Raw genomic sequence first — 15,167 nt, 5'->3', positions numbered from 1 at the left:
CGGGCCGCCGTCCGTCACAGCTCGACCACGAGCAGTTTGTCGCTGCTCGTGGTGGCGGGCGTCGTCTTGTGGGTTCCGTCGACGCCGTAACCGGCCAGCTCGTAGGTGTACGTCGTGGCGGTGGGATCCTTCAGGGCGACCTTCCACGACTGGTCCTGGCCGGCGTTGGCCGGAGTGAGCTTGATCGTCTGCTCCTGGACCTCATGGGTGGCCGGGTCCTCATGGCGGAGTTTGACGACGACGAGCTTCCATTTGGTCATGTCCAGTGCACCGGCGGTCACTGTCACGTCCAACAGCGAGCTCTTCACTTCGCCGACCTGGACGGTCCCCTCCTGGCCCTCCTGCCATTGCCCGGGGGCCGTTGTCCCGTCGACGTAGGTGATGTCGGCCTTGTACTGGAACTTTCGGTTCTTCGCGGAGGGCAGGTCCACGTCCCAGCGCCAGGGCTCGGTGTTGTTGGTGAAGACGTGGGTGTTCTCCGTGTGGTACGAGGCGGCCTCGTCCGCGTACTTCGTGGACACGACGATCGACTGGAGAGGCGGGAAGAGGCCCTCGGGTGTGAAGAAGGCGCTCATGCGGTCCTCGAAGGGCGCGTCGATGAGCAGCCGTGAGGCGGAGGAGCGCTGCGGAGGGGTCGTCATACGGCTGCCGTTCACCAGCAGGAACTCGCAGCTGTATTCATACTCGGGTGATGTCTGGCCGCCGGTGTAGCTGAACCAGCTGTCCTCGGCGGTCGACGCGTTGAGGATGACCGTCTTCGCCGCCGACGGCAGGGACACGCCGGGCAGTCGCAGGTCGACCTGGACCGCCTGAACCGTCGTCCACGGAATCGTGCCGGCCACCACCTTGACGTCGACACAGCTCAGCCGGTCGTAGCCGATGATGAGGCTTTTCTCGCGGGTGGGCTGCGGGGGGATGTCGGTGGACGCCTGTGCGGCCTTGTAGTGGAGCCGGCTGGAATAGGTGAACGTGTCCTTCGGCGCTCCCTGGGCGTCCTTGGCCAAGGTGGTGCGGAAGTAGTAGGTCTCGGATCCGTTGAGGAAGTCGTAGGTCTGCGAGAAGGCCTTGACCTCGCCGGTGCGGTCGTCGGTCTGCCGGTAGTCGAGTGTCACCTGGATGCCGGCGATCGGGTCGTGCTCGAAGTCGGCGGTCACCCGGACCGGGACCTGGAGGGTGTGGAAGATGGGCGTGTTGAGGTCGGCCTCGATGAACGCCTTCTCCAGCTCGGGCTGGGTGACCATGGAGACCAGGGCCGCACTGGGGTAGGTCGAGAAGGGGTGAGCGATGTTGCCGTGGAAGGTCATGGCGAAGTCCGACTCACCCGTCTGCTCGAACTCCTTGAGCCACAGCTGGTTTCCGCCGCTCACCAGCGTCCCGGGCGGCTTGAAGTTCTGCATGGGGTCGTCGCCCAGTTTCGCCTTGTCCAGCTGACCCGTGATCAGGGGTTGGCAGAACATGCTCTTCAAGTACGCGGTGGCGATGTCCAGGACGAACTTCTCCAGTTGATCGCGCATCGCGTCGTCCTGCTGGGCGAAGTCGAACTTCGTGTACTCGACGTTGAGGCTGCCGGACAGGTCGTGGAGCTCCTTCAGGCTGCTCACCTGGGGAAACGTCCGGACGGGGACGCCATTTTGGGTCTCCACGATGGTGGCGTGGTCCTTCAGCTCCTGGTGCACCGCCTCGGAATGACCCGAAACGGTGACCGTGATCGAGGGGACCCGAGCCACGAACTGGAGACTGTAGGCGACGTGCGCAGGCAGCTTGCCCGTCTTGATCGTCTCACGGAAGAGCCGTATGCCTTCCTGTCCGAGCCCGATGGAGAAGCTGGCGACGTTCGACTCGGTCAGGGACGGCTTGACCTTGTTGTCGCCGGGCTGAACGAAGGTGGGGCCCATGGGGGAGGGGAGGCAGAACTGGACGTCGCCCTCGATCCAGGTGGGATAGGCGAGTTTGGGATCACCGGCCACCGGTCCGCGCCACTGCGTGCCGATCTCCCCGCCGGAGGCCACCGGACGGGCGAGCCGCAGCGCCCCCGACAGCACCTGGCTGCGCAGGTATGTGAGGATCTTCTCCCGGTCCTCCTGCTGCACCGTGCACTCGACGGTGAGGGTCATCAGTCCGCCCTCGGTCTCACCGGCCGGCAGCGGTTTGTCGATTCCCGCCATCACACTCATGTCCCTGGCGAAGGCGTAGATGGACAGTTCCGGGGTGTTCTGCGGACCGATGGCGGCCCGGACGCGTTGCGGAATCATCCAGAACTGAAGCGGGTCCTCGTCGTCCTGGTAGATGTCGACGTGACTCACCTCGGGAACCACGAACTTGTTGAGCAGGTTCAGCATGACGTCTCTCCTCGCACAGCTGATTCAGGCCGGCAGCCGGAGCACCACGGTCGGGTCGGTTCCGGGCGTCTCGGGGGTCGTGCGGTGGTCTCCGTCCCGCAGGTAGAAGGTGGAGGCGACGGTGTAGTCGGGTCCGCCCGCGCCGCTGTCGTCGGACAACGGCAACTGCCACGACGCGCTGGTGGCCCGGCCGGGAGCGAACACCATCTCGTGGGTGACCGGCTCACCCGTGGGCACCGGGTGGCGGAGGGTGGTCTTGACGAGTTTGACCACGGTGAAGTCCACGAGGTCGGCCACCACCGTCACGTCCAGGACCCGCGACGGTGCCGGCCCGACATCGAGAGTCCGGGACCCCTCGCCCTCCTTCCAGGGGTCCACGGTGGAGTGCCCGTCCGTGTACAGGGTCGTCACGCGGTAGCGGAACTGCCCGGTCGCGGCCGGCGCGAGGCTGGTGCGCCAGTCCGCCGTGCCGGTCTCGGGGGTGAGCCGGACGGTGGACCTGTTGGTGCGTCCCGTTCCGTCGTCGGCCTCCAGGTCGACCTGGAACGCGCTGATGCCGCCGGACCAGCCGGCCGCGCGCAGCCGGAGGGTCAGCCACCGGTCGAACGGCGCGGGTACGAGGACCGTTCTACCGGTCCGTGGCGACCAGTCCCGCACCAGGGTCTGTCCGTTGGTGAGGGCGTAGACCAGCCGCAGGTCGTAGGGCCGGCTCACGGGCGCGTACACAGTCCGCTCGTAGCGCTGACTGGGCTGGGACGCATCGAGTTTGACGGTGTCCTCCACGAGCCCGACGCCGTGGTCGCTGTCCTGGTAGCGGACGCCGGCCTCGACGTGGTGGACGGTCGACCAGTCGAGGGCTGCGGCGCTCAGGTCGACCGTCAGCCGTCCGACGTCGTCGATGCTGAGGAGCACGAACTGGTTGTCGGTGCGCAGCTCAGGCAGTTCCAGCGTGGCGCTGGAGGCGGCGAAGGACACCACCGGGCGCACGGTGATCGTCCTGCCGAGCGCCGGGTCGACCGTCCAAGTGACCTGATCGACCGTGGTGTTGTCGGTGAACACGGCGTCGTGGCGCTGGTCTCCGTACGTGATCCGGGCGGTGACGGCCGCGATCGTGCCCGCCGCGAAGTCGGCATTGCAGCTGACCACGGTGCGGCGTTGCTGGAAGATCGGATCGGAGAGGTCGACAGCGAGGAAGCAGCCCTCGTCGCGGGCCAGGTCGGGCGGGTCCAGCGTGCCGGCGGCGTCGAACGGCCACGGCAGGCCGGCCGCACCCGTGAACACGGCGTCGATGTCGCTGGTGGGTGGCGTGCCGTGCGGCGGCAGCCAGGGGGCGAGCCACTCCCAGCCCCAGGAGACGAAGGCTTCGCGGAGTGCGGGGTCGCCGTCCGCGGGCCAGTCCAGGACGTCGACGCCGGCCGCGGACGCCTGAACCAGTGCCTCCCGTGCGTCGGGGAGCGCCGCGACCTGCGTCCACAGGGCGGTCACGTCGGCGCTGCGGGCGTAGGCGTGCACCCGTCCGTCGGGGATCCTCGCCATCGCGCGCAGCCGGTAGGCGGCCTGCAGTGAGGGCCGTGCCGAGCGCAGTGCGTCCCACTGCATCGTGGCGCCCTCTTGCGTCAACGAGGCCTGGAACACGGCCGGGTTGCTCCCGGACAGCGAGGGCTGGGCGTGCACCGTCCGTTCGTCGGACCTCACTTCGGGGTCGAGCAGTTGCAGGGAGGCCGTGCCGTCCAGCCAGAGGGGAGTGGCGAGTTGAGGTCCGCCGGACGCCCGGACCGCGGCCGTGTCACCGCAGTGGGTGCGTGCGGCTGTCAGGGCCTCGTCGCGTTCCTCCGGGCGCAGCGCGAGCTCCGTTTGCAGTTCAATGATTCCGCCGTTCAACTTGTCGGTGCCGGAACGGTGCTTGATCAGCGACAGCACGGCGGCTCCGTCGGGTCCCCGGGCCAGCCGGGGCACTGATGCGATCGCGTAGAACACCTGGTCAAGCTGGTCGTCGGCGTACAGCGACCAGGTCGGTCGGGCCAGGAGTGCGGGGAGCCGGAGCACGATTCTCCACCTTCTTCCGTGCGACCAGGCGGAACGCGCTCTACACTTGATTGTGAGCACATCCACCCAATAGAGGCAAAATGTCCTCACACTCCTCCCCTCGGCTCCTCGTCGACCGGCATGCCCCTCTGACGGTCCGTCTGCTGCCAGGAGAGCCCGCTTTGGACCTCTCGCCGCAGGGCGTTCCCATGGCCAGCCTGGTGGTGGCGGGTGCTTCCGCGTCCGTGCAGATCAGTGCGCACTGGTGGCCGGACCACGAGGAGACGGCCGCCCTGCTGGCACAGGCCGCCGAGGAGTTGGAGGTCGCGCAGGGCGACCTGGTCGTCGCGATCGGCGGCGTGAAGGTCCACGGCGTCACGTTGACCGCGCGGGCCGACGGCGGAGAGGAGACCGAACTGGCCCAGTCCGCGTCGTCGGGCGCGCCACCGTACACGGCGCTGCTGACCGCACGCGTGGAGCCGGCACAGGTTCCCCTGGTGCAGGAGGCCCTCTCCGGCTCTCCCGGCAAGCTCTTCGTCCGCTTCGACGCCACGCTGGAGACCGAGCGGGTCCGCCGTGAACTGGACGTCGGCCAGGCCCTGAGCGCCGCGCCCTCGGCGGAACGCCACACCTTCGCGCTCTCCGCTCAGGCAGAGCCCCCCGAGTCCGTACCGACCCCGCCCGAGGCGGTGCTGCCGCTCCGGCTCACGGCCCCCGTGGGCGAGTTGCCCGTCCGCCGGCTGGATCTGTCCGGCACCGACGAGGCGGGGACGGCCTGGACGGTGACGGTCACCGCTGCGGACACCGCCCCGGCCCGGCTGCCGGCCGGGCAGAGCTTGCGGCTCACCGTCCACGGGGACGACGGCAGCTCCTACGAGCGCACAGGCACCCCCGACACCTCCGGCTGGACCGTGGACGATCACACCCTGGGCGTCGTCACCGTCACCTGCGAGGCGCCCGGCAGGGACGAGGGCACCACCGTCGCGGTCGAGGCCTGGTACCAGCCGGCGGGCGACGGCCTGCCCGACCACCGCAGCTTCACCCTGACCGCGCCCGCGTGGTCCGTGTCCTGGCGCGTGGCCAGCGGGCGGGACGACCTCGACGGCGAACTCGTCGTCGACGTGTCCGAGACCGGCGGCAGCGGCGGGACCGTCCCGAAGCACACCGTCCGTTTCACCACCCCCCACGTCCGGATCTAGCCGGAGCGCCGGCCGGTCCGGGCCCAGGAAGGCCACCATGCTCCAGATCGACAAGGCCCAGATGATCGCCGGCGTACAGGTCTACGGCGACCACGCCGACCCCGCGCTCTTCTACGCGGTGCCGCAACAGCCGACCTTCCGCTGCGACGCCCAGGGAAACCCCGTCTTCATGTACCTCAAGTACCGGCAGCCGAAGGTCCAGCCGTCGGGCCAGACCGGGGGCGGGTTCGCGACCTTCGACACCCAGTTCGCGCTGGACGACCCCACCCGCGCCGTCATTCTCGACCAGCTGCGCGCCCAGGTCGGTCAGGGCCTCGCCGACCGGGTCGGCCTCGGGACCATCACCTGGGCGAACGGCACGGCCCACCTCAACCTGTCCGACGTCGGCGGAACCCTCGTCAGCAAGGTGTGGAACCCGGTCGGGCCCTCCCTGTACGGGGACAATGTCACCCCGTTCACCGTCGAACTGCCGGACTTCGGCGCCACCCTGTTCGCCGAGGCACTCCAGGGCAAGGGCGGCATCGTCCAGGTGGCCTACGGCATGAACGGCTGGGTGAAGCTTCCCTCCGTCACGGGATACGGCCACTTCTCGTCGACCAAGTTCCGCTCCTTCGTGCAGAACGCCTCCGACGACGCCGGCTGGGGCGCCGACACCTTCTCCAACACGATCGCCGAGGTGGCGACGAACACCGATGTCATCGACACCCATGTGGACGCCGGCACGGGCGCAGACGCTCAGATGGTGGCCCGGATCGAGGAGAGCGTGCGGCGGACCGTGCTCGACCTCGCCACCAAGCGGATGACGGAACAGATCGAGGGCTACACCGGGGACCGTTCCGTCCTGGAGGACTACGAGACGATCCACCGGGAGTACAGCAATCTGCGCATCGACGACTTCACGATCACCGTCAACGAGCAGACCGCGGTGCTGTGGCCGTTCAATCCGCAGGGCACACTGCCGAACATCACCAACATGGCCGACAAGCAGGGCCGGCCGGTGCTGTGGGCCGATCACTACCGCGAGATCGACCTCGACGACCCGTTCTTCCGCTCGTTCTCCGTCCCGGTGCGGGTGAACGCCGACTTCGGCGCCGATGGGCCGGTGCACAGCGTGGACGTCCACGTGCAGTACCAGGGCGACAAGCTGGAGACAAACGACTACCACTTCGACAAGCCCGAACAGACCGAGACGTTCGCCGCCTACGTCAAAGGCGACTCCCGGGAGTACCAGCACTCCTTCACGGTCAACTACAGGGGAACGTCGACCGTCTACCAGGCACCCCTCGCGCCGCACACCGGGCCCCTGACCATCAACGCGGACGACCTGGGAGTACTCGAACTGCATGTGCTGCCCGGCAACCTCGACTTCAAGTGCGTGGACTCCGCCACCGTCAGCATCGAGTACACACCGGCCGACGGGCCGGCGATCTCGGACCAGGTCGTGTTCACCGAGCAGAACAACACCGAGCAGACCCTCACCCATGTCATCGCGGAGAAGCGCGACCGGCCCGTACGGTACCGGGTCGACTACCGGACCAAGGGCGAGGCCTTCCAGGACGACTGGAAGGAGACGACCGGCAAGCGCATCTACCTGAGCTCGCCGTTCAACGACATGCGCCGGGTCAGGGTCGTCGCCGTCGGCGACCTGGCCTCCACGATCGACTCCATCCTGGTCGACGTCCGCTACGAGGATCCCCAGAGCGGCTACAGCTGGGCCGACAGCAAACTGCTGAACGTGTCCGAGCCGTACAAGGAGTGGACGATCCAGGTCCGCGAGGCCCACTCCGGCACGCTGACGTACAGCGGCCTGGTGCGCTACAAGAACGGCAGCGTCCGGGAGATCCCCGAGACCGTGACCGACGAGGCGACGGTCGAGGTAGGGGACATGGTCGGCTCGGTGATCAGCGTCATCGTCTCGCCGGACCTCGTCGACTGGGCCACCGTCGACCTGGTCAAGGTCGTGCTGACCTGTGACGGCCAGGCCCCGGCGCAGGAGCAGGTCAAGAGCGCCCTGGTGCGCAAAGGCGGCGCCCCGCCCCCCGTGGTCTTCTCCCTGGCCGACGCCGCCGCGAAGAACTTCTCCTGGACCGCCACCTACTACTTCGCCGACGGCACCAGCGCCACCACGGCTCCGGTCACGACCGCGGACGTCAACGTGCTGCTGCCGCGCCGTCCCGGCGTCGCCTAGGGGCCGCCGCCATGCTCTCGCTCGCACCGCCGTTCCTGTCGGTGAACGGATTCAGCCTCTTCCCGGACCACGCCGACCCGCTCCAGTGGTACTACCTCCCCATGGGGCCGTCGATCGCCGTCCGCGACGAGGGCGGGGCGGCGCTGCCCGCCTTCTCGCTGCTGGAGTTCCGCGGGGACAAGGACGAGACCACCGGGGGACTGCTGAACTTCGACGTGGTCCTGGGGCCGCCCGCGGACCGGCTCGACAGCGCCCTCGACGAGGTCGCGGGGCAGATCCAGTCGCAGCTGAACCTGCCCGACCGACCACGCCGGCCCGTCCCCGTGCCGCTGGAGAGCGGCTCCGTCAAACTGGTTCTCCTCGACAGCGAGAGCGGCGCAGCGCCGGGAGACTCACGCTTCGTGGAGCGCATCATCCACCAGGCGCAGCCCAGCCTGTACGGGTCGAACCAGGCTGCCTTCTCGGCCGTGCTCGACGCCCGCGGCGCGACCCTGCTGGCGGGCTGTCTGGACGGGGCCGTGGCACCCATCGGCGTCGTGTACGCGCTGGACTTTCTGGCACTGCGGCCCGCCTACACGGTGACCCTGAACATCCGCTGGGACGAACTGAAGGAACGCCTCGACAAGACCTTCGGCGTGTCGGGTGTGTTCCTCTCGTCGCAGATCACCGAGCAGTTGGACAGACTCAAGGACGAACGGGTCATCGACGTCCAGGACGACCTGTTCGTGCCCGAGGGCGAGGCCGGCAAGTCGGTGATCGCGAGCCATGACCGGGCCGTGTCCGCGGTCTACGACATGATCACCGACTCCTTCTTCGAGGCCGCACTCGCACCCCGGCCGGCCCCCGACGGCTGGGACCGTGCCGCCGCGCTCGCCACCGAGTTCGGCCGAGTGGCCATGACCGGCGGCCTGTCCCTCGCCGGCACCTACACCTACCGCAGGAGCTCGTCCGTCGAGGAGGTGCAAAAACGCCTGAACGTCCGCATGGGCGAGCGCACCGCCGTCCGCCGGACCGTCTACCCGCAGGGACACCTGAGCGGCATCGCCGCGCTGATCGCCGCCTCCGGACGCCCGCAGAGCGACTTCACCCGGCGGGTGTCGGTCGACGACCCCTGGTTCAGCCGCCGTAGCGTGAAGGTGGTCTCGCGCGTCGACTTCGGTTCCGGATTCCTGACCTCGGTGGCCGTCGACCTGCGCTACGGGGACGACACCAAGACCGTCCTCCTCGATCCGCAGAACAACGGCGGCGAGGCCGACTGGCCCAGCCAGGTCGCGGGCGGCAGGATGGTCGAACCGGTGACCGTGGACATCACCTACCACCTGGCCAAGCCTGTCGGCTGGGTCCTCCCGGACCAGCTGACGGTCCACGACACCACCGAGACGGAGATCGCCGAGATCCGCCCCGGCGAGACCTTCGCCTTCCGCCCCGTACTCGTCCGCGATGAAGGCGTCCCCTGGGAGAACTGGCGCGCCGTCACGGTCGAACTGCGCTATCAGGACGCGGCCTCGGGGGTGTCGGGGCAGTACGTCCTCGACCTGGTCCACGATCAGCCGCTGTGGCAGTGGCCGCGCTTCATCGTCGGCTCGGCGCCGGGCACCTACGCCTACCGGCTCACCTACCACGGCATCGGCCGGCCGGACGTGGTGCGCGAGTGGACGCAGACGGACGACGGCGAGGTGAGGGTAGGCGATCCCTTCCCCGACACGTACCCCCTGACCGTCCGCCCGCTGGTCTCCTGGACGAGCGTGAGCGCGCTCCTCGTCGACCTGCTGTACGAGGACCCCGCCCACCAACTGCGGCAGGAGGCCTCCATGGAGTTCACCAGCGAGAAGGCCGGGGCCCAGCTGTTCAGCGTCGGCCTGCGGGACCCGGCCCTGCGCCGGGTCACCTATCGCGTCACCGTGCTGTACACCGACGGCCACATGGGCACCGTCCCGGAGTCGTCCACCGGACGTCCCACCCTGACCGTCGCCCCCGGCATGCCCGCTCACCAGGCCGTGGTCGTGCGCGTCGACACACAGGCCGCGGAGCAGGCCGGTGTCCAGGAGGTGCGCGTCGAGTTCGCCGAACCCGGCACGGAGACGGCTACCGCCTCCTACTCCTTCACCCGCGACTCGGCGCCGGTCGTCCACGAGTTCGATGTGACGGGCCCACCCGGCTACCGGTACCGGGTGGCCCGCGTCGACACCAGCGGACTGAGCCGGTTGGGGGCGTGGACCGACGCCGACCTGCCCGTCCTCGACGTTCCCGGCGCCTGACGGTACGACTGGAGGGCTCTCCCATGCTGCAACTGGGCACCACATCGTGGCTCGTCGACGGCGTGGAGGTGTTTCCCGACCACGCCGATCCCAACCAGTTCTGGTACCTCCCCGCCCCCGTCACCCTGGCCCAGGGTGACCAGGGGCCCGTCTTCACCCTCATCACATGGCGCGGCACGCCGGGCGACGCCGATTCCGTCGGGGGCGGCTTCCTGATGTTCCAGACCGCCCTGACGCTGGACTCGGAGGCGGAGTCCCGGTTGAGGAGCCGGCTGTCCGAGCACGCCCCGGGAACGGTACGGCTGTCCCCGGTCCCGTACGACGAGGGCGACGTCCAGTGCGTCGCCCTGGACGTGCAGGGCCCGGGTGGGACCGTGAACACGCTCCCACCGGGCGCGTTCCGCGCCGTCGAGACGATCCTCGGCGCGGCCGTGCCCTCGCTGTACGGCGAGAACACGGCGATGTTCAGCCTGCGGCTCAGCGCGCAGGGCGCGAGCCTGCTGAAGCAGGTCTTCCACGCCGGCGGCACCCCCGTCGGCGTCATCTACCGTCTACGGTTCACCGCGCTGCGGCCCGCCCTGTCCGTGACGATCACCGCCAACCTGCACCGCGTGTACAGCGAACTGGCCGCCGGGATCGACGCGCAGATCTACTGGGCCCGCGTGGGACTGGAAGCCGCGTTCCAAAGGCTCCGCCAGAGCGGTGTCATCCACATCGACATCAAGGAGTTCACCACCGACGCCGACAACGAACAGAAGATCCAATGGGCCCTGGACACCTTCATGAACCACCTGCTCGCCCAGTGGTTCGAACCCTCCCTCAGCCCACGGGACCTGCCCTCTCCCGCCCCCCGCCCGGCAACCGCGGTGCCGGCCGGCGCTCCGGCGGGTCCGGCGGCCGGGGCACCGGCGCCGGCCCTCGGTCCGTCCCCGGCCGCGGGCGGGACGATGCCCCTGACCCCCGCGGGAGCCGGACCGTTCGCCCCGCCGGGAGCGGGGCCGGTCACGCCGGTGACACCGGGCGCCCCGGGCGCCGTACACCCCCCAGGGGCGCCGGCGCAGCCCGCCGGGCCCGTCCCCGCGGCCCCGCAGCCGGCCGGCCCACCGCTCGTCCCCTCCCCGCCGGCGCCCCCCGTGACCTTCACCCCGCATCTCCCGCCGGCACCGGCGGCGCCGCCGCATGCAGCCCCAGCGGCCCCGCCCCCGGCACCGTCGCATCCGGCCGGAGCAGCACCCGCCGCGACCGGCGGCGTGAGCCCCACGCTCGTGACCTTCCGGCTGCGCTACGGCCTGCAGATCGAGGACAAGGAGGTCTCGTTCGGCTACGACCGGGCCGAGGCCGTGCAGCGCACCTATGCGCCCCAGGGATTCCTCGGCACGCTCGCCGCAGACCTGAACGGGCCACCGCACGTCATCGACGTCGACCTGGACGACCCCTTCTTCCGCACTCTCACGGTGCAGTTGGTCGGCGACGTGGACTTCTCCGCGCTCGGGCTGACGAGCATCGCCGTGTCCATCCGCTACGGCAGGGCCGAGGACCCCGGCGGAGTACGCTCCTTCGACCGCCTCGCCGACGCGGCCGCCCCGCATCCCGAGCCCGTCACCTTCTTCCTGGACAGCGCGGCGGACACCACGTACGCCTACCGGCTGGAGTACCACTTCGCCGCGGAGTCCGGCTGGCGGGGGCGAGAGCTCACCGTGGTACGGGAGGGCACCGACGACCAGTACGCCCTGTCCATCGATCCGCACCGGTTCCTGGGCTTCCTCCGGGTGGAGATCGCGCCGCACGACATCGACGCCCAGCTCGTGCGGGAGACCCGGGTCGAGCTGACCAGGAAGGAACCCGACGGCACCGAACTGCGCGACAACCGCACCGTGCGGCCCACCGATCCACCCTCGGAGTGGAAGGTCCGCACGGCCGACCCGGCCGATCTGACCTACACCTATCAGCTCGTCCACACCATGACCGACGGCTCCCTGATCACCTGCGACCCCGTCACCACCGGGGCCACGCGTCTGGCGGTCAACGACCCCTACCCCGGGCAGCTCGACATCGACCTGGTCCCGGACTGGAACCCGGCCGCCATCCGGACGGTGTTCGTGGACCTGCGCTACGCCGACCCGGCCGCCGGATACCAGCGCGAGCAGCGCATCGAACTGGACGCCGCGCAGACCGCCACCCGCCGCGCCTGGTTCGCGCTGCCCGACCCGCGAAAGCGTGAATTCTCCCACCGGTTCACTTTCGTACGTGCCGACGGCACCGTATCGGCCACGGACTACACGGCGACGACGGACTCACTCGTCCTGGTACGACAACCATGACGCAACCGCTGCCGCCCGCGATCCTCCGGGCGCTGCCGCTGCTCGGCCCCGGGGCACGCCAGTGGCTGCCGAGACTTCTGGAACCACTCACGTCGGCCCCCGGCGACGACCGGTGGCGACGCAGCCTGCTCACCCCCGAGCGGTTTCCGGTGGAGCTGAGCGTGTCCACAGCCTCACCCCACGCCGACCGCTACGCCACGGAGTTCGTCTCCCCGGCCGGCCCTCCCGAGTCCAGGCTGGCGGCGGGTGTCGAACGACTCGAGCAGATCGGGCTGCCACCCCCGGCCGCGCCGCTGTCCGCCCTCCTGCTGGACGCGCACCGCCGGCACGCCGTGGTCTGGGGAACGTGGCTGGCGGGTCGTCACGACACGCGCGGCGACCGTTTCAAGCTCTACGCGGAGGTTCCCAAAGCGGTCGCCGTTCCGGTCGAGCGTGAGGTTGCCCGGCTCGCCGGCGCGCGGCCGTTCCCGCTGCCCGAGGCCCGGCTCCGTCTGGTGGGCATCGACCTGACGACCGGCGCGGTCGAGCGCTATTACCGGGTGGGCCGCCTCACGGTCGCGGACCTGTGCCGACTGGTGCCCCGCGATCTGGACCCCGGACAGGAGACGCTGGCCGGCGCGGTCCGCGGCCTGCTCGGAAGACCGGCCGTCGACGAACTGCCCGGATGCAACGTGAACGTGAGCCTCGCCCGCGAGGCCCTGAGTGTGTCGGCTCCGGCGCGTACCTGGCTGGGCACGGATCCCGAGGTCCGTACCCGACTCCTGGACCACGCCGATCGGCACGGGCTCGACCTGACCCACTACGCCGTCCTGACCGCGGGGACCCCCATGACGCACCGGAACCGCCACGGCATGCTCACGATGACGGTGCAGCACGGACCCACCGTGCACCTCACCATAGGGTTCAGCCCCTGACTCGCCGTCCGCTACGAGGCGATCGCGCTGGTGCAGTCCTCAACGAGCATCAACCTGACCGGTGGACGTTCGAGCAGCCGCACGCGGCCGTAGCCGCATCGGGGACAGGCCGCGTCGATCACGCTGTCCGATTGTCGCCGGTCTTCTGATGTCCGAGTCGCCACGATGGCCGCATGACCACGACGAGTGAACGTGAGAGCGTACTGGCCACCCTGGAGCGGTTCTTCGCGGCCGAGGCCGCCTACCTGGCGGCCGGGGGCCCGGGCCACGCACGATTCGACGAGATGGCGGCCTGCCTGACCCCGGACGTGGTCCTGTACCAGGCAGAGAGCCTGCCTTACGGGGGTGTCTACCGGGGTCCTGCCGGTGTCGAGCGTTTCATGGCCGAGATGAGCCGTTACTGGAGCTCCCTCGAGTTCCTGGAACAACGCTTTGTCGTCGACGCGGACAGCGCGGTTGTGTTCAACCACGGCATGCTCACCGCGCGCGACAGCGGGCGACAGCTGGAGACCTCCGTCATGCAGCTGATCACCGTTCGCGGTGACCGGATCTCAGAGTTCCGTCCGTTCTACTGGGATTCCCTCGCCGTTGCCCGCACCCTCGGGTCGGTCCGCGTCGGCTGAGGCAGTCCCACGTGCTGTCCCGCTGCCCCCACCGCTCGCCCCGCGGTGGCGCTGGTGTTCCACGGGCAGGCCCGTCCTTGCGGGCGCGCCGGTCACAGGTGCTGGGCCAGGAACTGGACGGCCAGGCTGGTGGCGGACACCACCAGCCACAGACAGCCCCCGAGCAACAGGGGTGCGGGGCCGGTCCGGCGCAGCCTGGAGGGTTCGGTGGACAGCCCGATCGCGGACAGCGCGACGGTGATGAGGAAGACGGCGAGGGTGCCGAGCGGGCCATGGGCGCCGGGCGGGACGAGGCCGGCCGTGTTCACGGCCGCCAGGACGAGGAAGCCGGCGAGGAACCACGGCACCAGTCGGCCGATGCGCACCGGGCCGGGGAGGGCCTGCCCAGAACCTGCCGGGCCGGCGTCGGCCGGTGCGTCCGCCGTCCGCGCGCCGCGGCGGGCGAGGGCGGCCAGACCCAGGCAGACCGGGATGATGAGCAGCGTGCGGGCCAGCTTGACCACCACCGCGTAGTCGGCGGCCGGGCCGCCGTAGGTGGTGGCGGCGGCGACCACCGACGACATGTCGTTGACCGCGGTGCCCGCGAACAGGCCGAAGGCGTGCTGGCCCATGCCCAGCAGGTGCCCGAGGGCGGGAAAGGTGAGCACCGCGGCGACGTTGAAGACGAAGATCGTGGAGACGGCGTAGGCCACCTCCGCCTCGGCCGCGCCGATGACCGGCGTGACGGCGGCGATCGCGGAGGCGCCACAGATGCCGGTGCCCACACCGATCAAGGTGCGCAGGTCGCGGACGACACCCAGGCGGCGTCCGATCCCGTACGCCGCTGCCAGGCAGACCGCGAGGGTCACGATCATCACCGGCAGCGAGCCGATACCGACCCGCAGCACCTGGCCCAGCGACAGTTGCGCGCCCAGTACCACCACCGCGGCCTGGAGCACTCCGCGCCCGGCGAAGGTGATGCCCGGCCGCATCCGGTCACCGGGCCGCACCGCGACCGCCATCAGCACCCCGAGCACTATTGCGCTCACCGGGCCGCCCACGACGGGGACCAGTCGGCCCAGACCGGTCGCCAGGAGGGCGACACCGACGGCGAGGGCCAGCCCGGGGAGGCGGACGGCGAGGGCGGCGCCGGGCCTTCGGGCGGTGGAGAGGCGGCGCGGGCGGATGGTCCCTGACCGGGAGAGGCTGGCGTCCTTCATGATCACCACTCTGGGCGGCCCCGGGTTCCGTCGGTAGCCCCGGATCAAGCACGAGCTCATAGCGTGGGCGTATGAGTGGGTCATACGCTGGCGCTGTGACT

Annotated in this window: 9 protein-coding genes; 6 read left to right on the top strand and 3 right to left on the bottom strand. The window is 69.9% G+C overall.

The genetic code is table 11. From position 1 onward, the window contains the following. Positions 1-14: 14 nt before the first annotated feature. Positions 15-2,339 (bottom strand): hypothetical protein, encoded by a 2,325-nt coding sequence (locus K7G59_RS02425; RefSeq protein ID WP_225830094.1) that lies wholly within the window; start codon positions 2,337-2,339, stop codon positions 15-17. Between the two features lie 24 nt (positions 2,340-2,363). Then, complete coding sequence (locus tag K7G59_RS02420) at positions 2,364-4,385, bottom strand: hypothetical protein (RefSeq protein WP_225830093.1); 2,022 nt, start codon at positions 4,383-4,385, stop codon at positions 2,364-2,366. Positions 4,386-4,573: 188 nt separating this feature from the next. On the opposite strand from K7G59_RS02420, the gene K7G59_RS02415 reads away from it, so the two are divergent. The 6 genes from K7G59_RS02415 (at position 4,574) to K7G59_RS02390 (ending at position 13,867) form a co-directional block, all read left to right on the top strand. Beyond that, the gene (locus tag K7G59_RS02415) at positions 4,574-5,563 is read left to right on the top strand and encodes a hypothetical protein (RefSeq protein WP_225830092.1); all 990 of its coding nucleotides are present in this window, start codon (positions 4,574-4,576) and stop codon (positions 5,561-5,563) included. 37 nt (positions 5,564-5,600) lie between these two features. Continuing rightward, positions 5,601-7,751 (top strand): hypothetical protein, encoded by a 2,151-nt coding sequence (locus K7G59_RS02410; protein WP_225830091.1) that lies wholly within the window; start codon positions 5,601-5,603, stop codon positions 7,749-7,751. Between the two features lie 11 nt (positions 7,752-7,762). Then, complete coding sequence (locus K7G59_RS02405; RefSeq protein ID WP_225830090.1) at positions 7,763-10,009, top strand: hypothetical protein; 2,247 nt, start codon at positions 7,763-7,765, stop codon at positions 10,007-10,009. Between the two features lie 23 nt (positions 10,010-10,032). Continuing rightward, positions 10,033-12,330: a hypothetical protein gene (locus tag K7G59_RS02400; protein ID WP_225830089.1), complete on the top strand. Its 2,298-nt coding sequence runs from the start codon at positions 10,033-10,035 to the stop codon at positions 12,328-12,330. Then, positions 12,327-13,244, top strand: a complete 918-nt coding sequence (locus tag K7G59_RS02395) for a hypothetical protein (RefSeq protein WP_225830088.1) — start codon at positions 12,327-12,329, stop codon at positions 13,242-13,244. The genes K7G59_RS02400 and K7G59_RS02395 overlap by 4 nt, the downstream gene beginning before the upstream one ends. 173 nt (positions 13,245-13,417) lie before the next feature. Next, the gene (locus tag K7G59_RS02390) at positions 13,418-13,867 is read left to right on the top strand and encodes a nuclear transport factor 2 family protein (RefSeq protein ID WP_225830087.1); all 450 of its coding nucleotides are present in this window, start codon (positions 13,418-13,420) and stop codon (positions 13,865-13,867) included. 92 nt (positions 13,868-13,959) lie between these two features. Here the strand turns inward: K7G59_RS02390 and K7G59_RS02385 are convergent, their stop codons facing one another. Then, positions 13,960-15,066: a YeiH family protein gene (locus K7G59_RS02385; RefSeq protein WP_225830086.1), complete on the bottom strand. Its 1,107-nt coding sequence runs from the start codon at positions 15,064-15,066 to the stop codon at positions 13,960-13,962. Positions 15,067-15,167: the final 101 nt, after the last annotated feature.

The organism is Streptomyces sp. NK08204 (assembly GCF_020400585.1).
Lineage (GTDB): Bacteria > Actinomycetota > Actinomycetes > Streptomycetales > Streptomycetaceae > Streptomyces.
The sequence above is the reverse complement of the archived record's forward strand: the minus strand, read 5'-3'. Positions and strand labels throughout refer to the sequence as shown.

Excerpts from the sequence above, each read along its gene's own strand:
- K7G59_RS02425 (WP_225830094.1), bottom strand. The coding sequence starts at position 2,339 with ATGCTGAACCTGCTCAACAAGTTCGTGGTTCCCGAGGTGAGTCACGTC.
- K7G59_RS02415 (WP_225830092.1), top strand. The coding sequence starts at position 4,574 with ATGGCCAGCCTGGTGGTGGCGGGTGCTTCCGCGTCCGTGCAGATCAGT.
- K7G59_RS02410 (WP_225830091.1), top strand. The coding sequence starts at position 5,601 with ATGCTCCAGATCGACAAGGCCCAGATGATCGCCGGCGTACAGGTCTAC.
- K7G59_RS02405 (WP_225830090.1), top strand. The coding sequence starts at position 7,763 with ATGCTCTCGCTCGCACCGCCGTTCCTGTCGGTGAACGGATTCAGCCTC.
- K7G59_RS02400 (WP_225830089.1), top strand. The coding sequence starts at position 10,033 with ATGCTGCAACTGGGCACCACATCGTGGCTCGTCGACGGCGTGGAGGTG.
- K7G59_RS02395 (WP_225830088.1), top strand. The coding sequence starts at position 12,327 with ATGACGCAACCGCTGCCGCCCGCGATCCTCCGGGCGCTGCCGCTGCTC.
- K7G59_RS02390 (WP_225830087.1), top strand. The coding sequence starts at position 13,418 with ATGACCACGACGAGTGAACGTGAGAGCGTACTGGCCACCCTGGAGCGG.
- K7G59_RS02385 (WP_225830086.1), bottom strand. The coding sequence starts at position 15,066 with ATGAAGGACGCCAGCCTCTCCCGGTCAGGGACCATCCGCCCGCGCCGC.